The sequence below is a fragment of the Pseudomonas sp. NFACC13-1 genome (genome assembly GCF_900104425.1).
In the GTDB taxonomy this organism is placed as follows: Bacteria; Pseudomonadota; Gammaproteobacteria; order Pseudomonadales; family Pseudomonadaceae; genus Aquipseudomonas; species Aquipseudomonas fluorescens_AA.
In genome coordinates this window covers 1-19,088 of record NZ_FMXV01000035.1, presented here as the reverse complement: position 1 = coordinate 19,088, position 19,088 = coordinate 1, and the positions used below count along the sequence as shown (strand labels likewise).

13 protein-coding genes are annotated in these 19,088 nt (G+C 63.4%); 5 read left to right on the top strand and 8 right to left on the bottom strand.

What is annotated here, in order from left to right; translation table 11 throughout:
- Positions 1–11: 11 nt before the first annotated feature.
- The gene (gene cra, locus BLQ55_RS28115) at positions 12–1,007 is read right to left on the bottom strand and encodes a catabolite repressor/activator (protein WP_092258743.1); all 996 of its coding nucleotides are present in this window, start codon (positions 1,005–1,007) and stop codon (positions 12–14) included.
- Positions 1,008–1,296: 289 nt separating this feature from the next.
- On the opposite strand from cra, the gene ptsP reads away from it, so the two are divergent.
- The 4 genes from ptsP (at position 1,297) to BLQ55_RS28095 (ending at position 8,600) form a co-directional block, all read left to right on the top strand.
- Positions 1,297–4,161 (top strand): phosphoenolpyruvate--protein phosphotransferase, encoded by a 2,865-nt coding sequence (gene ptsP, locus BLQ55_RS28110; protein ID WP_092202143.1) that lies wholly within the window; start codon positions 1,297–1,299, stop codon positions 4,159–4,161.
- Positions 4,161–5,102, top strand: a complete 942-nt coding sequence (gene pfkB / locus BLQ55_RS28105) for a 1-phosphofructokinase (protein WP_092202145.1) — start codon at positions 4,161–4,163, stop codon at positions 5,100–5,102. The genes ptsP and pfkB overlap by 1 nt, the downstream gene beginning before the upstream one ends.
- 14 nt (positions 5,103–5,116) lie before the next feature.
- Complete coding sequence (locus BLQ55_RS28100) at positions 5,117–6,859, top strand: PTS fructose-like transporter subunit IIB (protein ID WP_092258740.1); 1,743 nt, start codon at positions 5,117–5,119, stop codon at positions 6,857–6,859.
- A gap of 199 nt (positions 6,860–7,058) precedes the next feature.
- On the top strand, positions 7,059–8,600 hold the full coding sequence (locus BLQ55_RS28095) for an alkaline phosphatase D family protein (RefSeq protein ID WP_092258737.1): 1,542 nt from the start codon (positions 7,059–7,061) through the stop codon (positions 8,598–8,600).
- Between the two features lie 133 nt (positions 8,601–8,733).
- Here BLQ55_RS28095 and BLQ55_RS28090 read toward each other — a convergent pair whose 3' ends face one another.
- The 6 genes from BLQ55_RS28090 to BLQ55_RS28065 form a co-directional block, all read right to left on the bottom strand.
- Complete coding sequence (locus BLQ55_RS28090) at positions 8,734–11,259, bottom strand: PepSY domain-containing protein (protein WP_176814265.1); 2,526 nt, start codon at positions 11,257–11,259, stop codon at positions 8,734–8,736.
- A gap of 324 nt (positions 11,260–11,583) precedes the next feature.
- A complete protein-coding gene (locus BLQ55_RS28085) occupies positions 11,584–12,747 on the bottom strand; it encodes a type III PLP-dependent enzyme (RefSeq protein WP_092202153.1) in 1,164 nt (387 codons plus the stop codon).
- Between the two features lie 501 nt (positions 12,748–13,248).
- Positions 13,249–14,406 carry an osmoprotectant ABC transporter ATP-binding protein OsmV gene (locus tag BLQ55_RS28080; RefSeq protein ID WP_092258731.1) on the bottom strand — a complete coding sequence of 386 codons (1,158 nt, stop codon included), beginning with the start codon at positions 14,404–14,406 and terminating at the stop codon, positions 13,249–13,251.
- Positions 14,403–15,056 carry an ABC transporter permease gene (locus BLQ55_RS28075; RefSeq protein ID WP_060739198.1) on the bottom strand — a complete coding sequence of 218 codons (654 nt, stop codon included), beginning with the start codon at positions 15,054–15,056 and terminating at the stop codon, positions 14,403–14,405. Before BLQ55_RS28075 ends, BLQ55_RS28080 begins: the two co-directional genes overlap by 4 nt.
- Positions 15,057–15,071: 15 nt before the next feature.
- A complete protein-coding gene (locus tag BLQ55_RS28070; RefSeq protein WP_092202159.1) occupies positions 15,072–15,974 on the bottom strand; it encodes a glycine betaine ABC transporter substrate-binding protein in 903 nt (300 codons plus the stop codon).
- 25 nt (positions 15,975–15,999) lie between these two features.
- Complete coding sequence (locus BLQ55_RS28065; RefSeq protein ID WP_092202161.1) at positions 16,000–16,716, bottom strand: ABC transporter permease; 717 nt, start codon at positions 16,714–16,716, stop codon at positions 16,000–16,002.
- Between the two features lie 331 nt (positions 16,717–17,047).
- Between BLQ55_RS28065 and BLQ55_RS28060 the strand changes: the two genes are divergently transcribed.
- Complete coding sequence (locus BLQ55_RS28060) at positions 17,048–18,631, top strand: peptide chain release factor 3 (RefSeq protein ID WP_092202163.1); 1,584 nt, start codon at positions 17,048–17,050, stop codon at positions 18,629–18,631.
- Positions 18,632–18,765: 134 nt separating this feature from the next.
- On the opposite strand, the gene BLQ55_RS28055 is transcribed toward BLQ55_RS28060, so the two are convergent.
- A partial coding sequence (locus BLQ55_RS28055; RefSeq protein WP_143011796.1) for an integrase core domain-containing protein occupies positions 18,766–19,088 on the bottom strand: 323 nt, incomplete at its 5' end.

The following is a 19,088-nucleotide window of genomic DNA, read 5'->3' as shown; positions in this document are numbered from 1 at the left end:
CTGAGGAAACGTCAGCCCTGGTGGATCCGCTGCTTGAACGTCCGGGCGATGGCCTGCACGCCAGGCTGGTAGTCATCGTTTTCGATGGCCGCCAGGGCCAGTTCCAGGGCCTTGTCGGCGATCAACTGATGTTGTTGGGACATGGCATTGACCGGCAGCGGCAGGAAATCCAGCAACTGCGTGTCACCAAACGTGCCCAGGCGCAATGGCCGCGACTTGAGCGGGAAATCATGCAGGGCATCGAACACCCCTTGCAGCAGCACATAAGACGTGGTGATCAGCGCATCGGGCAGATGCCCCAGGCGCGCGAGCATTTCATCCATCAACTGACGGCCGCATTCACGGCTGAACGACTCGCCATGCTCGATCAACACCTGGCCCTCGAACCCGGCCAAGGCTTCGCGAAAACCTGCGGCCCGTTCCTGACTGATGCTCAATTCGGGACGGGCGCTGATCAAGGCGATTTGTCGAGGGTGGGTCTCCAGCAGGCTGCGCGTCAGGTGCAGGCTGGCCTGGCGATCGTCGCTGATCACCGAGCAGAAATGCGCCGGTTCCATCACCCGGTCGATGGCGATGATCGGAATGCCCTTGGCCTGCAGCTGCAGGTAGCTGTCGTCGCCGGCCGGCAGGCAACTGGCGACGATCAGCGCATCGCAGCGCCGGGCGCGGAACAATTGCAGCAGCTGTCGTTCACTGTCGGGCGCATCATCGGAACTGGCGATCAGCAACTGATAGCCCCGTGCCCGGGCGCCTTGTTCCAGCAACTTGGCGATGCGTGCGTAACTGGGGTTTTCCAGGTCTGGCAGGATGAAGCCCAGGGTGCGGGTGTGCCGGCTGCGCAGCCCGGCGGCCTGGGGATTGGGCGTGAAGCCATGTTCCTCGACCACTGCCCGCACCCGTTCGACGGTAGCGCTGCTGATGCGTTGCTGTTCGGCCTTGCCGTTGATGACATAGCTGGCGGTGGTGACGGACACACCGGCCAATTGAGCGATATCACTGAGTTTCAACCCGGTTTTCCTTGTTTTTTCGAGTGAGTCCCGAGGATAAGGGCCATCCTACCCGATTCAAGCTGACGGTTACCGCCCAAGCGCTTACGACAAGTTGCACTTCAACGATGAGAGATTATCGAGTAACGTGCCAATCTTTCTAGATTAAACGTTTCAGCAAGCGTATTTTCAAGGCTAGCAGGATTTTTGGCCGTGCTGCCGCGATACCGCCAAAAGCCGTCCTGTAACGCTAAGCTGATTCATTCAAAACAATACCTGGCGCCAACCCGGACGCCAAAAAGGAGAAAGCATGCTCGAGCTCACTCTAGAGCAGATATCCATGGCGCAGACGGCTGTGGATAAAGACGCTGCGCTGCAACTGCTTGCCGACAGACTGGTGGCCGATGGCCTGGTAGCCGAGGGCTACCTCGCTGGCTTGCAGGCCCGTGAAGCCCAGGGTTCGACCTTTCTTGGCCAAGGTATTGCCATCCCCCACGGCACCCCGCAGACCCGCGACCTGGTCTATTCCACCGGCGTGCGCCTGCTGCAATTCCCCGACGGCGTGGACTGGGGCGATGGTCAGATTGTCTACCTGGCCATCGGCATCGCCGCCAAGTCCGATGAACACCTGCGCCTGCTGCAACTGCTGACCCGCGCCCTCGGCGAGACGGACCTGGGCCAGGCCTTGCGCCGCGCCGGTTCCGCCGAAGCGTTGCTGAAGCTGCTGCAAGGCGCGCCGCAGGAACTGGCCCTGGATGCCCAGATGATCGGCCTCGGTGTGTCGGCTGACGATTTTGAAGAACTGGTATGGCGCGGCGCCCGCCTGTTGCGCCAGGCCGACTGTGTGAGCAATGGCTTTGCCGGCGTGTTGCAGCAAGTCGATGCGCTGCCCCTGGGCGATGGCTTGTGGTGGCTGCACAGCGAGCAGACCGTCAAGCGCCCGGGCCTGGCGTTCGTCACCCCGGACAAACCCATCCGTTACCTGGGCCAGCCGTTGAGCGGCCTGTTCTGCCTTGCCAGCCTCGGCGAGGCCCACCAGGCCCTGCTGGAAAGGCTCTGCGCCTTGCTGATCGAAGGCCGCGGCCACGAGCTCGGCCGCGCCACCAGCAGCCGCAAGGTGTTGGAAGTGCTCGGCGGAGAACTGCCCGCCGACTGGCCCAGCGCGCGCATCGGCCTGGCCAACGCCCATGGCCTGCATGCACGCCCGGCGAAGATCCTCGCCCAGTTGGCGAAAAGCTTCGACGGCGAAATCCGCGTGCGCATTGTCGACGGCCAGGACAGCGCCGTGTCGGCCAAGAGCTTGAGCAAACTGCTGAGCCTGGGCGCCCGTCGCGGCCAGGTCCTGGAGTTCATCGCCGAACCGAGCATTGCCAGCGACGCGTTGCCGGCACTGCTGGCCGCCATCGAAGAAGGCCTGGGCGAAGAGGTCGAACCGCTGCCGCCACCGAGTGCGCCACGGGAAACCGTGATGGCCGAGGTCGCGACCGTCATGCTGGCGCCCGAATCCGGCAGCCTGATCCAGGCCGTCGCCGCCGCCCCGGGCATCGCCATCGGCCCGGCGCACATCCAGGTATTGCAGGCCATCGACTATCCGCTGCGCGGTGAATCGGCGGCCATCGAGCGCGAGCGCCTGCAGAACGCCTTGAACCAGGTGCGCCGTGACATCCAGGGCCTGATCGAGCGCGCCAAGGCCAAGGCCATCCGCGAGATCTTCATCACCCATCAGGAAATGCTCGACGACCCGGAACTGACCGACGAAGTCGACACCCGCTTGAAGCTGGGCGAGAGTGCGCAAGCGGCGTGGATGGGCGTGATCGAAGCGGCCGCCAAAGAGCAGGAAGCCTTGCAGGATGCCTTGCTGGCCGAACGGGCCGCCGATCTGCGAGACGTCGGCCGTCGGGTGCTGGCGCAACTGTGTGGCGTCGAAACCCCGAACGAGCCCGATCAACCCTACATCCTGGTCATGGACGAAGTCGGCCCGTCCGACGTGGCCCGCCTGGACCCGACCCGTGTGGCGGGGATTCTCACCGCCCGTGGCGGCGCCACCGCCCACAGCGCCATCGTTGCCCGCGCCCTGGGCATTCCGGCGCTGGTGGGCGCGGGGGCGGCGGTATTGCTGCTGGCGCCGGGCACGTCCTTGCTGCTGGATGGCCAGCGTGGTCGCCTGCACGTGGACCCTGACGCCGCCACGTTGCAGCGCGCCAAGGAAGAGCGCGATACCCGCGAACAGCGCCTCAAGGTCGCGGCCGAGCAGCGCCACGAACCGGCGCTGACCCGTGACGGGCATGCCGTGGAAGTGTTCGCCAACATTGGCGAAAGCGCCGGCGTCGCCAGCGCGGTGGAGCAGGGCGCCGAAGGCATTGGCCTGTTGCGCACCGAACTGATTTTCATGGCCCACAGCCAGGCGCCGGACGAAGCGACCCAGGAAGCCGAATACCGCAAGGTGCTCGATGGCCTGGCCGGGCGGCCGCTGGTGGTGCGTACCCTGGATGTGGGCGGCGACAAGCCGCTGCCGTACTGGCCGATCGCGAAAGAAGAAAACCCGTTCCTCGGCGTGCGGGGCATTCGCCTGACGTTGCAGCGCCCGCAAGTCATGGAAGCGCAACTGCGGGCCTTGTTGCGCTCGGCGGACAGCCGTCCGCTGCGGATCATGTTCCCGATGGTGGGCAGCGTCGACGAGTGGCGCCAGGCCCGGGACATGACCGAGCGCCTGCGCCGGGAAATACCCGTGGCGGACCTGCAACTGGGGATCATGATCGAAGTGCCGTCCGCCGCGTTACTGGCGCCGGTGCTGGCCAAGGAAGTCGACTTCTTCAGCGTCGGCACCAATGACCTGACGCAATACACCCTGGCCATCGACCGGGGGCATCCGACCCTTTCGGCCCAGGCCGATGGCTTGCACCCGGCAGTGTTGCAACTGATCGACATCACCGTGCGCGCCGCCCATGCCCATGGCAAATGGGTCGGTGTGTGTGGCGAACTGGCGGCCGATCCGCTGGCGGTGCCGGTGCTGGTGGGCCTGGGCGTGGACGAGCTGAGTGTCTCGGCCCGTAGCATTGCCGAGGTCAAGGCGCGGGTTCGCGAACTGAGCCTGGCGCAAGCACAAACCCTGGCCCAAGCGGCCTTGGCCGTGGGCAGCGCCGATGACGTGCGCGCATTAGTGGAGGCGCTGTAATGGCGAAGATTCTAACCCTGACCCTCAACCCGGCGCTCGACCTCACGGTAGAGTTGGCGCGCCTGGAGCCGGGCCAGGTCAACCGCAGCGACGCCATGCATGCCCACGCCGCTGGCAAAGGCGTGAACGTGGCCCAGGTGCTGGCTGACCTCGGTCATACGCTGACGGTCAGTGGCTTTCTGGGCGAAGACAACGCCCAGGTGTTCGAGACGCTGTTCGTCCAGCGCGGGTTTGTCGACGCCTTTATCCGTGTCCCCGGCGAGACCCGCAGCAATATCAAGCTGGCCGAGCAGGACGGGCGCATCACTGACCTCAACGGACCTGGCCCGGTGGTCGATGCCGCCGCACAGCAGGCCTTGCTGGCGCGTTTGGAGCAGATCGCCCCCGGCCACGACGTGGTCGTGGTGGCGGGCAGCTTGCCCCGGGGCGTCAGCCCGCAGTGGCTGCAGGCATTGATCGCACGCTTGAAGACACTCGGCCTGAACGTGGCCCTCGACACCAGTGGCGAAGCCTTGCGCGTTGCCCTGGCGGCGGGGCCGTGGCTGATCAAGCCGAACACCGAGGAACTGGCCGATGCGCTGGGGTGCGAGGTGGTGAGCGAAGCGGCCCAGGCGCAAGCGGCGCAGCGCCTGCATGCCCAGGGTGTCGAGCATGTGGTGATTTCCCACGGTGCCGATGGCGTGAACTGGTTCAGCGTCGGTGCGGCGTTGCATGCCTCGCCGCCCAAGGTCAGCGTCGCCAGTACCGTGGGCGCCGGGGATTCGCTGCTGGCGGGCATGCTCCATGGCCTGCTCAGCGCCGACACCCCGGAACAGACACTGCGCACTGCCACGGCCATCGCCGCCATGGCGGTCACGCAGATCGGTTTTGGCATCCACGACACCGCGGTACTGGCGTCGCTTGAACAGGGCGTGCGCGTGCGCCCCCTGACAGAACAATAAGAGGGTTCGCAAGAATGAAACTAGCCATTGTGACGGCCTGCCCGAACGGCATGGTTACCAGTGTGTTGTGCGCCCGCCTGCTGGACGCCGCGGCGCAGCGCCAGGGTTGGAGCACCAGCGTCGAGGTCCATGACGCGGCCCATCCGGAACGCCAGTTGTCGGCGGCGACCCTCGAAGCGGCGGAGTGGGTGTTGCTGGTCGCCAGCGGCCCGGTGGACCTGTCGCGGTTCGTCGGCAAGCGGGTGTTCCGCAGCACACCGGCCCTGGCCCTCCAGGACGTGGATGCGGTGTTGCGTCGTGGCGCCGTAGAGGCTGAGGTTCTGGGCGAGGCGGATGTGTTCGAGCAAGAGCCGTCGGCGTCGGCCGAGCGTGCCCCGCGCCTGGTCGCCATCACCGCATGCCCAACGGGCGTCGCCCATACCTTCATGGCCGCCGAGGCCTTGCAGCAGGCGGCGACGAAGCTTGGCTATGACCTGCAAGTGGAAACCCAGGGTTCGGTGGGGGCGCGCAATCCGTTGAGCGCCGAGGCCATCGCCGAAGCGGACGTGGTGCTGCTGGCGACCGACATTGAAGTCGCCACCGAGCGGTTTGCCGGCAAGAAGATCTACCGTTGCGGCACGGGCATCGCCTTGAAACAGGCCGAAGCGACGCTGAACAAAGCGCTGGTCGAAGCTCGCCAGGAAAGTGCGTCGAGCGGCGCCAGCGCCCCGGCCAAGTCGGAGAAGACCGGCGCCTACAAGCATCTGCTGACGGGCGTGTCGTTCATGCTGCCGATGGTGGTGGCCGGTGGCTTGATGATCGCCTTGTCGTTCGTGTTCGGCATCGAGGCCTTCAAGGAACCTGGAACCCTGGCGGCCGCGCTGATGCAGATCGGCGGCGAGACCGCGTTCAAGTTGATGGTGCCGCTGCTGGCCGGCTACATCGCCTATTCCATCGCCGACCGGCCGGGCCTGGCGCCCGGCATGATCGGCGGGATGCTGGCGAGCACTCTGGGCGCCGGCTTCATTGGCGGGATCATCGCCGGTTTCCTGGCCGGTTACGCGGCCAAGGCGATCAGCCGCTACGCGCGCTTGCCCCAGAGCCTGGAAGCGCTCAAGCCGATCCTGATCATTCCGCTGCTGGCGAGCCTGTTCACCGGCCTGGTGATGATCTACATCGTCGGCAAACCGGTGGCGGGCATGCTCGAAGCCTTGACCCACTTCCTCGACAGCATGGGCACCACCAATGCGATTCTGCTGGGCGTGCTGCTGGGGGCGATGATGTGCGTCGACCTCGGCGGACCGATCAACAAGGCCGCCTATGCGTTTTCGGTGGGGCTGCTGGCTTCGCAGAGTTATGCACCGATGGCCGCGGCCATGGCTGCCGGCATGGTGCCGCCCATTGGCCTGGGCATCGCCACGTTCATCGCCCGGCGCAAATTTGCCCAGACCGAGCGCGAGGCCGGTAAAGCGGCACTGGTGCTGGGACTGTGCTTCATCTCCGAAGGCGCGATCCCGTTCGCGGCCAAGGACCCCCTGCGGGTGATCCCGGCGAGCATCGCCGGCGGTGCGCTGACCGGTGCGCTGTCGATGTACTTCGGCTGCAAGCTCATGGCCCCCCATGGCGGCCTGTTCGTGATGCTGATCCCCAACGCCATCAACCATGCGTTGTTGTACTTGCTGGCGATCGTGGCGGGGAGCCTGCTGACGGCAGTGGCGTACGCGCTGCTCAAGCGGCCTGAGGTGGTGGAGATGGCGTTGGAGCCGGCGAAGGCCTGAGCGCTTCTTTGAAGCAATGAAATCCCCTTGTGGGAGTGAGCTTGCTCGCGATAGCGGTGTATCAGTCGACAACTGGGTTGTCTGAGACTCCGCCATCGCGAGCAAGCTCGCTCCCACAGTTGGTTTTGGGGGCATGAAATCCTGTCACACCCACTTCACACAGCCATGCTTAAGTTTTCCCATTTCAAGGGAGAACACCATGAGCGAATTCGACCTGGGCCGTCGTCGGGTGATGCAAGCCGTGGGGGCGGGGTTGTTGTTGCCGGGGCTGGCGCCGGCGGTGATGGCTTCGGTCAAGGATCGTCCGGTGCTCACCGACGGTGTGCAGTCTGGCGACTTGCAGGGCGACCGGGCGATGATCTGGAGCCGCAGCGACCGTCCGGCACGGATGGTGGTGGAGTGGGACACCCGCAGCAAGTTCACCAATCCCCGTCGCTTCGTTTCGCCCGTGGCCGATGCCCGCAGTGATTTCACCGCCCGGGTCGAACTTACCGGGCTGCCCCGCGACCAGGCGATTTTCTACCGTGTGCATTTCGAAGACGCCCAAAGCGGGGTTGCCAGCGAACCCTGGCTCGGCCACCTGCGCAGCGTGCCGCAATTCAAGCGCAACATTCGTTTCGTCTGGAGCGGCGACACCGTCGGCCAGGGTTTCGGGATCAACCCGGACATCGGCGGCATGCGCATCTACGAAGCCATGCGCCTGCGCCTGCCGGATTTCTTTATCCACAGCGGCGACACCATCTACGCCGACGGCCCGGTGCCAGCGCAAATCACCGCCGAGGGTGGACGCATCTGGCGCAACCTCACCACCGAGGCCAAGAGCAAGGTCGCCGAAACCCTGGATGAGTATCGCGGCAACTATCGCTACAACCTGATGGATGAAAACGTACGCCGCTTCAATGCCGAAGTGCCGCAGATCTGGCAGTGGGACGACCATGAGGTGGTCAACAACTGGTCGCCGGGCAAGCAACTGGACGAGCGTTACCAGACCAAGGATATCCACAGCCTGGTGGGGCGGGCGCGCCAGGCCTGGCTGGAGTACGCGCCGATGCGCCGGCAGAAGGCCGACGGCGGCGGGCGGATCTACCGCAAGCTCGGTTACGGGCCACTGCTGGATGTGTTCGTGCTGGACATGCGCAGTTACCGCGAAGCCAATGACGCCAACCTCGGCGCGGCCAAACCGTTCCTGGGGCGTGAGCAATTGAATTGGCTCAAGCGCGAGTTGAAGCAATCCCGCGCCCAGTGGAAAGTCATCGCCGCCGACATGCCCATCGGCCTGGGTGTGCCGGATGGCGAGGTCAGCCCCGGCGTGCCGCGTTGGGAAGCAGTCGCCAACGGTGACCCGGGCGCGGCCCAGGGGCGTGAACTGGAGATCGCCGAACTGTTGGGTTACCTGCGCAAGCATCAGGTGCGCAACTACGTCTGGCTCACTGCCGATGTCCACTATTGCGCCGCCCATCACTACCACCCCGAACACGCCGCGTTCCAGGATTTCGAACCGTTCTGGGAGTTCGTCGCCGGGCCATTGAACGCCGGCAGCTTCGGGCCCAACGCCTTGGACAAGACCTTCGGCCCTGAGGTGGTGTTCCAGAAAGCTCCTCCGGCCCAGAACACCTCGCCGTTCGCCGGGTATCAATTCTTTGGTGAGGTGAACATCGATGGACCGAACGGGGAGATGAGCGTGGTGTTGCGGGATCTGGAAGGGGTGGCGGTGTTCGAGAAGAAGTTGCAGCCCGTGTGAATTTCAAGCACACCAGGAACCAATGTGGGAGCGAGCCTGCTCGCGATGCGGTGTGTCAGCCGACAAGTATGCTGTCTGATACTCCGCTATCGCGAGCAAGCTCGCTCCCACAGGGATGATGTTTCGGCCAGGATCAGTAGACATCCCGCCGATACCGCCCCTGCTCGATCAGTCGCTCCACTTCCTCGCGCCCCAGCACGTTGTTGAGCACGTGATCCACCCCGGATGCCATGCCCTGCAAGCTGCCGCAGACATAGATCGCCGCGCCGTCGGCCACCCATTGCTTGAGCAGCGCGGCCGATTCCAGTAGACGGTCCTGGACGTAGATCTTCCGCTTCTGATCCCGGGAGAAGGCCAGGTCCAGGCGTTCCAGGTCGCCGGAGGTCACCCATTCCTGCAACTCATCGCGGCAGTGGAAATCGTGCTCGCGGTTGCGCTCGCCAAACAGCAGCCAGTTGCGCTGCATGCCCTCGGTGACGCGGGCCTTGAGCAGGCTGCGCAGGCCCGCCAGGCCGGTGCCGTTGCCCAGCAGGATCATCGGCACGCCCTGGGGCGGCAGATGGAAGCTGCTGTTGCGGCGCAGCCGCAGGCTGATGGCGCTGCCCAGCGGTGCGTGTTCGGTCAGCCAGCCGGAACCGACGCCCAGGCTGCCGTCGACGTGACGTTCCTGGCGCACGATCAGTTCCAGCACGCCGTCGGCCGGGATCGAGGCGATGGAGTATTCGCGCATGGCCAGCGGTGCCAGCGCCTCCACCAGCGCCTGGGCATGGAGGCCGACCAGGTGGGCGCGGTTTTCCGGCAGTTGGCGGGTCGCCAGGGCCTGATCGAGGCTCTGGGGCAGGCCATCGACTTGCACACGCGCCTGGCCGGAGAGGCCGAGGCCATCGAGGAAATGCTCGATGGCCCCCAGGTCATTGCGCGGCAGGATTTCCACCAGGTCACCGGCCAGCCAACTGCTCGGCCCGGGGGCGGTGAGGCCCAGCAGGTACACGCCCGAGCCGCTGCTGTCGGGGTTGAGCAGGGTGCGTTGGCTGAGGGTCCAGTTTTCAAAACTGGGGGGCTGCCAGGTGTCGGCAGGCGCCTGTCCGGTCAGTTCGGCCAGTTGTTGTTGCCAGTGACGCAGGGCATAAGGGTCGCCGCTGTCGACTTCCACCGGCGCGAACAGGGTCTTGCCGCCGTGCTCCGCCAGCCAGGCGTGCAGGCGCCGGGCGAAACCGCAGAAGTGTTCATATTGCCGGTCGCCCAGGCCCAGCACCGAATACTGCAAGCGCTCCAGGCTCAAGGCCTGGCCCAGCACCTTGCGTTCGAAGCCGCGGGCACTGTCCGGCCCTTCGCCGTCGCCAAAAGTGCTGACGACAAACAGCGCATGGGTGGCGTTGTTCAGGTCTTGCTCGCGAACACCGGCCAATGGCTGGACCTTCACGGGCAAGCCGGCGGCCTGGAGTTGGCCGGCAGTCTGCCAGGCCAGTCGCTCGGCGAAACCGCTCTGGCTGGCGAAGCCGATCAGCCAGGCCGGCGCATCGGTCGGGTTGACGCTCAGGGCCTGGCGGGCGTTTCTGGCCTGGCGTTTCTTGCGGCGACGGTCCAGGTACAGCAACCAGCCGGTGATGAAGAACAGGGGCATGGTCAGCGCGGCGACGGTCACCAGGATCCGCCCGACCAGGCCGAAGTAGCTGCCGATATGCAGGGCATAGACACTGGTCAGCAACTGCGCCTTGAGGCTCTTGTCGCTGTAGCGGCTATGCCGGCTGATGACACCGGTGGCCGGGTCGAGGATGAGCTGGTTCAGCGCCCGGTCGTGAGGTGAGTTTTTCAGCAGGTAAAGCACGGTCGCCGGCTGCCCGGCCACGGGCGGCATGCGCACGTTGTAGGCGGACAGGCCCGGGCCGGCGGCGCTGTAGATGCTGCTCCACATGGCCCGGTAATCGGCCACGGGCAGTGGGCCGCTTGGCGCCGGGCCGCGATTGCGCACCCGTTCCTCTTCCGGTGAATCGGAGAGCAGGCGGGTCACGCCTTTGTTGTACCAGTCGTAGGACCAGGTCAGCCCGGTCAGTGCCGCCAGCAGATAGAACACCAGGCACCAGGTGCCCGCCACCGAGTGCAGGTCCCAATTGAAGCTACGGCCTTTTTTCCCCCAGTCGAGGGTCAGCCAGGCGCGCCAGCTTTTCCATTGGCGTGGCCAACGCAGGTACAGCCCGGACAGGCAGAAGAACACCAGGATCAGCGTGCAGGCCCCGGTGATTTGCCGACCCACGTCATCCAGGGTCAGGACGCGGTGCAGCCTGAGCATCAGGCCAAAGAAATCCTGGCCGGTCACCTCACCCATGAACTGTGCGGTGTAGGGGTCGAAATAGCGCATGGCATCACGTTTTTCCCCGGGAGGCGCCGCGAAGATCAACCGCGCGGCGTTGCCGCTGTCGGTCTCGACCCAGAGCATGGCGACGGTCTTGCCGGAGGCGGCTTCGATCTGCTCCACCAGCTCGGCGGGCGGCAAGACGCCGGCCGGTTGCTTCTCGACCGTCAGCACTTGCGGGTTCAAGGCCCGCAGGATTTCATCCTGAAACGACACCACCGCCCCGGTAACGCCCATCAACGCCAGGACCAGCCCGGCACTGATGCCGAAAAACCAGTGCAACTGGAACAGGGTTTTCTTCAACACGTCGCCCGCCTTGTTCATCTATTACTGTTCATCACGGTGCGCATTATGCCGTGTGTTATCGAGAAGCATTCATAAACACACCTAAAAGGTGTCGATCAGTGATGAGATGAGCGACAAAATCCTGTGGGAGCGAGCTTGCTCGCGATAGCGGCCTGTCAGCCACATCACTGTCGGCTGACCCACTGCTATCGCGAGCAAGCTCGCTCCCACAGGGGATACGCGGTTTCATCAAGAACAAAAAAACGGCGCTTTCCATTTCTGGAAAAACGCCGTTTTTATTACGCGACAGGGCCGGAACGATGGACGTTCAAGCCCCCGAACGCATTACACGTAAAACGATTTCAGCGGCGGAAAGCCATTGAATTCCACCGCGCTATAGCTGGTGGTATAGGCCCCGGTCGACAACCAGTACAGGCGATCGCCAATGGCCAGGTTCAACGGCAGACCGTACTTGTAGTTTTCATACATGATGTCGGCGCTGTCGCAGGTCGGCCCGGCGATAACCACCTCTTCCATCTCGCCTTTCTTCTCGGTCCAGATCGGGAACTTGATGGCTTCGTCCATGGTTTCGATCAGGCCGGAGAACTTGCCCACATCCGTGTACACCCAGCGCTCGACAGCGGTACGGGACTTGCGCGCCACCAACACCACTTCGCTGACCAGGATACCGGCGTTGGCGATCAACGAACGGCCTGGCTCCAGGATGATTTCCGGCAGGTCGTCGCCGAAGTCTTCCTTGAGGAAGCGGATGATTTCCTCGGCATAGGTGTCCAGGCTATTGGTGCGGGTGATGTAGTTGGCCGGGAAGCCGCCACCCATGTTGATCAGCTTCAAGACGATGCCGTCTTCTTCCTTCAGACGCTCGAAGATCACCTTGACCTTGGCGATGGCCGCGTCCCAGACACTGATGTCGCGCTGTTGCGAGCCGACGTGGAACGAAATGCCGTACGGCACCAGGCCCAGGTCGCGGGCCAGGATCAGCAGGTCCATGGCCATGTCGGTCTGGCAGCCGAACTTGCGCGACAACGGCCAGTCAGCGGTGGTCGAGCCTTCGGTGAGGATCCGCACATAGACCTTCGAACCCGGCGCGGCCTTGGCGATGTTGCGCAGGTCGGCTTCGGAGTCGGTGGCGTACAGGCGCACGCCCTTCTCGTAGAAGTAGCGGATGTCGCGGGATTTCTTGATGGTGTTGCCGTAGCTGATCTGGTCCGGGCCCACGCCACGGCTCATGACTTTATCCAGCTCGTAGATCGAGGCGATGTCGAAGTTCGAGCCTTTGTCCTTGAGCAGGTCGATGATTTCCACCGCCGGGTTGGCCTTGACGGCGTAGTAGACCTTGGCGAATTCGAAACCGGCGCGCAGGTCGTCATAGGCCTGGGCGATCATCGCGGTGTCGATCACCACGAACGGGGTTTCCTGCTTGTCGGCGAACGCTTTCATTTTCTGGAAAGTTTCGCGCGCGAAATAATCTTCGACCTGGATCGACATACTTGGGACTCCTACTGGCAAACATCAGGATCAATGGGTGTGAGGGCAAGCAGCCCTCGTGAACGTCCTCCGTATCCCCACTTTGGTTCGCCTACTTCCCAAGGCATGTCGCCGAAAGCAAAAAGGCCATGGGATACATGATTCCCTTGGCCTTGCTGTCTCGTCGTCAGTACTTGAGCCGGATGGATCGTTTCCAGCATGGACGTTCGGCGCGAACTTTAGGGCGTGAGGGGCCTGAGATCAACTAAAAATGTCGCGTTTTTGCACACATCCGTCGTGCGGCCCGCGACAGCTCATGATGTAACCGACCTGCGTGACAGATTGATGTTCCCGCGGGATGGAAAATCGGGGCGTTTCGGGCAGAGACATCATTTTGGTGACCGCCCCGGAAACTGTGGGAGCCGAGCTTGCTCGCGATCGCGGCGGCACAGCCAACACTACCGCCAACTGACCCACCGCTATCGCGAGCAAGCTCGGCTCCCACAGGGTTCGTTGGGGTGATCAGGCCTGCGCAATCTCCGCCGGCGAAACGATGCTGGTCTTGCCCCCACGGGATCTCCCGGAACTCAGGTATTCGGCGATGGATTCCTGGGTGACCTCGCCGAGGAACACCCGCTCGGCGTCCATCACCGGCAGCCACGAGCGGTTGAACTCGTACATGCGCGACAGCAGGATCCGCAGGTGTTCGTCGTAGGCGGCAGTGGCATTGAATTCCCGCAGGTACTGCGCGCAGGTGCCGGTCTGGCGATACAGGTCGCGCCGTCGCACATAGCCCAGGGCCTTGTTCTCGGCGCAGGTGACCACCACGTAGCGACGGTCATGTTCGTCCATCAGCTCCAGCGCCTCATTCACCGGCGTTTCCGGGCTGACCGACGGCGCGTTGTCGGCGGCGTCTTCGGCCTTGACCAGCAACAGGCGCTTGAGCGTGCTGTCCTGGCCGACGAAACTGCTGACGAACTCGTCGGCCGGATGCGCCAGCAGGGTATCCGGATGATCGAACTGGACCAGCTTGCCGGCGCGGAAGATCGCGATCTTGTCCCCCAGCTTGATGGCTTCGTCGATGTCATGGCTGACCATGATCACGGTCTTGTTCAGCGCCCGCTGCATCTCGAAGAACTCGTTCTGGATCATCTCGCGGTTGATCGGGTCCACCGCGCCGAAGGGTTCGTCCATCAGCAACAGCGGCGCATCGGCCGCCAGGGCCCGGATCACGCCGATCCGTTGCTGCTGCCCGCCCGACAGTTCACGGGGGTAGCGATGCAGGTACTGCTTGGGCTCGAGCTTGATCATGCTCATCAGTTCGCGGGCACGGTCGTGGCACTTCTGTTTGTCCCAGCCCAGCAGGCGCGGGACCACGGTGATGTTTTCCTCGATGGTCATGTTCGGGAACAGGCCGATCTGCTGGATCACGTAGCCGATGTTGCGGCGCAGGGTCACTTCGTCCAGGTCGGTGGTGTCTTCGCCGTTGATCAACACCTTGCCCGAGGTGGGCGGGATCAGGCGGTTGATCATCTTCAGCGTGGTGCTTTTGCCACAGCCCGACGGCCCGAGGAACACGCAGATCTCGCCTTCGTTGACGATCAGGTTCACCGAGTCGACGGCCTTGATGTCCTTGCCGTTGCTCTTGAAGGTTTTGCTGAGGTTTTGAAGTTCGATCATTTCAATAGTCCTTTTGGGGTCAGCGAGCGTTGCAGCCATTGCAGAAGCAGGTCGGCGAAGATGGCCAGGAGACTGACCAGCACGGCGCCGACGATCAGCATCGACATGTCGCTGCGGCTGATGGAAGCGAGGATGAGCACGCCCAGGCCACCGGCGCCGATGGTGGCGGCGATGGTCATGACGCCGATGTTCATGACCACGGCGGTGCGCACGCCGGCCAGGATCACCGGCACGGCGATGGGCAGTTCGACCATGCGCAGGCGCTGGGCGAAGGTCATGCCGATGCCGCGGGCGGCTTCCCGGATGCCCGGTTCGACGCCGGTCAAGGCCAGGTAGGTGTTGCGCATGATCGGCAACAACGAATAGAGAAACACCGCGGTGATCGCCGGCATCGGGCCCAGGCCCTGGCCGAACTTGGAATAGAACGGCAACAGCAGGCCGAACAGCGCGATCGACGGAATGGTCAGCAGCACGGTGGCGCTGGCCTGCAACGGTCCGGCGAGCGCCGGGAAGCGGGTCATGAAGATACCCAGGGGCACACCGACGACAATGGCCAGGGTCACGGCGATGCCCACCAGGGTGATGTGCTGCCAGGTCAGGTGCAGCACCAGCGGCCAGTCCAGATGGGAAAAGGCGTCAAGAAAATCCATGGCTTTTCCTCCAGGTCATTGGGTTGAGAGCAGCGAATGTTGGCGCAGGAAATCGGCGGCAACGGCGGAGGGGCTTTCATGGTTGACGTCCACGCGGGCGTTGAGCTGGCGCATGGTTTCATCGTCGAACAACTCGGCCAGGGGCTTGAGCTGCGCGGCCAGTTGCGGGTGCGCGTCGAGGAACGCCTGGCGCACCACCGGCGCGGCGGTGTAGTCGGGGAAATAATGCTTGTCGTCTTCCAGCAACTTCAGCTTGAACGCGTTCAGCCGGCCGTCGGTGGTGTAGACCAGGCCGGCGAACACCTGGCTGTTGCGCAGGGCGGTGTAGACCAGGCCCGCGTCCATCTGCCGGATGTTCTTGCGGGTCAGGTTCATGCCGTACTGCTCGACCATGCCCGCCAGGCCGTCGGAACGGTTGGCGAATTCGGTGTCCAGGGCCACTAGGTGATTGTCATCGGCTTCGGCCTGCAACACCGTGTTCAACTGGCTGATGGAATTGATCTGCGGATATTGCTGCGCGACTTTTTCCGGCAGCGCCAAGGCGTAGGTGTTGCTGAATTTCGACGGTGCCAGCCAGGCCAGGCCCTTTTTGGCGTCGAGTTCTTTCACTCGGGCGTAGGACTGGGCGCTGTCGAGTTTTTCCGTGACGTGGTTGTAGGCCACCAGCGACACGCCGGTGTACTCCCACAACAGGTCCAGTTGCCCGGTTTCATGGGCGCTGCGGGCCAGGTTACTGCCCAGGCCGCCGGTGATCTGCGCGTCGTAGCCCTTGGCGCGCAAATATTGCGCGGTGATTTCCGCCAGCAGTGTCTGCTCGGTGAACACCCGGGCACCGAGGCGGATCAGCGGTTTTTCAGCGGCTTGGGCGAACCCTGCGAACAGCAGGACACAGCCCAGTATCAAGCTCAACTTCTTCATAAACGATTTCCTTTTTCCAGCCGGCTTATGACGGTCGCAGACCGCGTTCCAGCCAGAGGCGGCTGGCCAGTGTCACCAGGCCGTCGAGCAGCAGCGCCAGCAGGGCGGTGCAGGCCGCGCCGAGCAACAGCTGCGGCTGGTTGTTCAGGGCGATGCCGGGGAAGATCAGGCTGCCGAGGCTGTTGGCACCGATCAGGAACGCCAGGGGCGCGGTGCCGACGTTGATCGCCAGGGCCACGCGCACGCCACCGACGATGATCGGCACGGCGTTGGGCAACTCGACTTTCCACAGCACCTGGCGTGGGGTCATGCCGATGCCGACGGCGGCTTCCTTGAGGGAGCCCTGGACATTCTTCAGGCCTTCATAGGTGTTGCGCACGATGGGCAGCAGCGAGGCGAGGAACAGGGCGAAGATGGCGGGCCCGCTGCCGATGCCCAGGATGCCCAGGGCGATGGCCAGCACGGCCAGGGGCGGTACGGTATTGCCGATGTTGAACACTTGCATGAAGCGTTCGGCGCGCCCGACCATGCCGGGACGGCTGAGGGCGATGCCGGCGGGGATGCCGACAACCAGGGCCGCCAGCATGGAGGCCAACACAAGCATCAGGTGCGCTTGCAGGTAAAACAGCAGATCGTCGCGGTAGCGTTGGATCGTATCGATGCCGATCCAGTGGATCAACAGGGCCAGGAGCGCGACGACGACCGCACCCCCGATAAGCCCTTTGCCATAGCGGATAGCCACAGGCGGACTCCTTTGTCTTTCAGTCGGCGCACGCTTTCCCGGGCGGCAAACCATCACGGGTTGCCGGAAAAACGTTCGCGAGAAGCAGCTCTTTTCGAGGCCGGTAAACAGTCGTCGAAGTGAGCCATGAGCGCAGCCCCGTCAGGCTAACTTGCTGATTTTCCAGACCCTGACGGTTGCTCGTATCAGGGTGGTGGACGCCTCCACGCGGCAAAAGGTTCCCATGCAAGGGATGATCTGGCCACCCTGGATGTGCTCAACGGTTCGGTTCCTGGCACAAGTTGAGCTATAATCGCCGCCCTTTTTTGAATCACCTGCCAGGCGATTTCCCATGACCAAACAGGCCGCCGAAGTCGCGAAACGCCGCACTTTCGCCATTATTTCCCACCCCGATGCCGGTAAAACCACCATCACCGAGAAGCTCTTGCTGATGGGCAAGGCGATTGCGGTCGCCGGCACGGTGAAGTCTCGCAAGTCCGATCGCCATGCCACCTCCGACTGGATGGAAATGGAAAAACAACGGGGTATCTCCATTACCACGTCGGTTATGCAGTTCCCGTATCGCGATCACATGATCAACCTGCTCGACACCCCGGGCCACGAAGACTTCTCCGAAGACACCTACCGTACCCTGACGGCAGTGGACTCGGCCTTGATGGTCCTCGACGGCGGTAAAGGCGTCGAACCACGGACCATCGCGCTGATGGATGTCTGCCGCCTGCGGGACACGCCAATCGTCAGTTTCATCAACAAACTCGACCGCGACATCCGCGACCCGATCGAACTGCTCGACGAGATCGAAGCGGTCCTGAAGATCAAGGCGGCGCCGATCACCTGGCCGATCGGTTGCTACCGCGACTTCAAGGGCGTGTACCACCTGGCCGACGACTACATCATCGTCTACACCGCCGGGCACGGGCACGAGCGCACCGACGTCAAGATCATCGAGAAGCTTGACTCCGACGAGGCCCGCGCGCACCTGGGCGATGAGTACGATCGTTTCGTCGAACAACTGGAACTGGTGCAGGGCGCCTGCCATGAGTTCAACCAGCAGGAATTCCTCGACGGCCAACTGACCCCGGTGTTCTTCGGTACCGCCCTGGGCAACTTCGGTGTGGACCATGTGCTCGACGCCGTGGTCGATTGGGCCCCGCGCCCGCTGCCGCGCGTCGCCAACGAGCGCACCGTGGAACCGGTGGAAGAGAAATTCTCGGGCTTCGTGTTCAAGATCCAGGCGAACATGGACCCCAAGCACCGCGACCGTATCGCCTTCATGCGCATCTGCTCCGGCAAATACGACAAGGGCATGAAGATGCGCCACGTGCGCACTGGCAAGGACGTGCGCATCGGCGACGCCTTGACCTTCTTCTCCTCGGAGCGCGAGCAACTGGAAGAAGCCTTCGCCGGTGACATCATCGGCCTGCACAACCACGGCACGATCCAGATCGGCGACACCTTCACCGAAGGCGAAACCCTGGGTTTCACCGGCATCCCGCACTTCGCCCCGGAACTGTTCCGCCGTGTACGCCTGAAGGACCCGCTCAAGTCCAAGCAGTTGCGCCAGGGCCTGCAGCAGCTGGCCGAAGAGGGCGCCACCCAGGTGTTCTTCCCGGAGCGCAGCAACGACATCATCCTCGGCGCCGTCGGTGTGCTGCAGTTCGATGTGGTCGCCAGCCGCTTGAAAGAGGAATACAAGGTTGAGTGCTCCTACGAGCCAATCACCGTGTACTCCGCCCGTTGGGTCGAATGCGGCGACAAGAAAAAGCTCGAGGAATTCTCCAACAAGGCTGTGGAAAACCTCGCGCTGGACGGCGGCGGTCACCTGACCTACCTGGCCCCGACCCGGGTCAACCTGGCGCTGATGGAAGAGCGCTGGCCGGATGTGAAATTCCGCGCGACCCGTGAGCATCACTAAGCATCAAGTGTGACCCACTGTGGGAGCGAGCTTGCTCGCGATAATAGTGGGTCAGCTTGCCTGGATGTTGAATGGGCGGCCCTCATCGCGAGCAAGCTGAACTGGTCAACTAATTTTGGACACCAGTTACGGTTTCACGCCGCCAGTTTCTCCATAGCTACCGGCGACCGGTAGTCGTTGTAGCTATGGAGTCTGACGTTGTTGTAACGCATCACATAACGCTGCACATCCACGCGGGCTTCATGCTCCGAGCTGTAGCCATCTTCTGGCACCCACTCTGACTTCAGGCTTCCAAAGAAACGCTCCATCGGGGCGTTGTCCCAGCACTCACCTTTGCGACTCATGCTTTGCAGGAGTCCATGCTTGCGCATTTCATTCCTGAATTTGTGGCTGGTGTATTGGCAGCCTTGATCGGAATGAAACAGCACCTCTTTTGGGCAACCTCGCAATTGCACCG

What these genes read in the sequence shown, in the direction of transcription:
- ptsP (WP_092202143.1), top strand. Translation starts at nt 1,297, where the DNA reads ATGCTCGAGCTCACTCTAGAGCAGATATCCATGGCGCAGACGGCTGTG.
- pfkB (WP_092202145.1), top strand. Translation starts at nt 4,161, where the DNA reads ATGGCGAAGATTCTAACCCTGACCCTCAACCCGGCGCTCGACCTCACG.
- BLQ55_RS28100 (WP_092258740.1), top strand. Translation starts at nt 5,117, where the DNA reads ATGAAACTAGCCATTGTGACGGCCTGCCCGAACGGCATGGTTACCAGT.
- BLQ55_RS28095 (WP_092258737.1), top strand. Translation starts at nt 7,059, where the DNA reads ATGAGCGAATTCGACCTGGGCCGTCGTCGGGTGATGCAAGCCGTGGGG.
- BLQ55_RS28085 (WP_092202153.1), bottom strand. Translation starts at nt 12,747, where the DNA reads ATGTCGATCCAGGTCGAAGATTATTTCGCGCGCGAAACTTTCCAGAAA.
- BLQ55_RS28080 (WP_092258731.1), bottom strand. Translation starts at nt 14,406, where the DNA reads ATGATCGAACTTCAAAACCTCAGCAAAACCTTCAAGAGCAACGGCAAG.
- BLQ55_RS28075 (WP_060739198.1), bottom strand. Translation starts at nt 15,056, where the DNA reads ATGGATTTTCTTGACGCCTTTTCCCATCTGGACTGGCCGCTGGTGCTG.
- BLQ55_RS28070 (WP_092202159.1), bottom strand. Translation starts at nt 15,974, where the DNA reads ATGAAGAAGTTGAGCTTGATACTGGGCTGTGTCCTGCTGTTCGCAGGG.
- BLQ55_RS28060 (WP_092202163.1), top strand. Translation starts at nt 17,048, where the DNA reads ATGACCAAACAGGCCGCCGAAGTCGCGAAACGCCGCACTTTCGCCATT.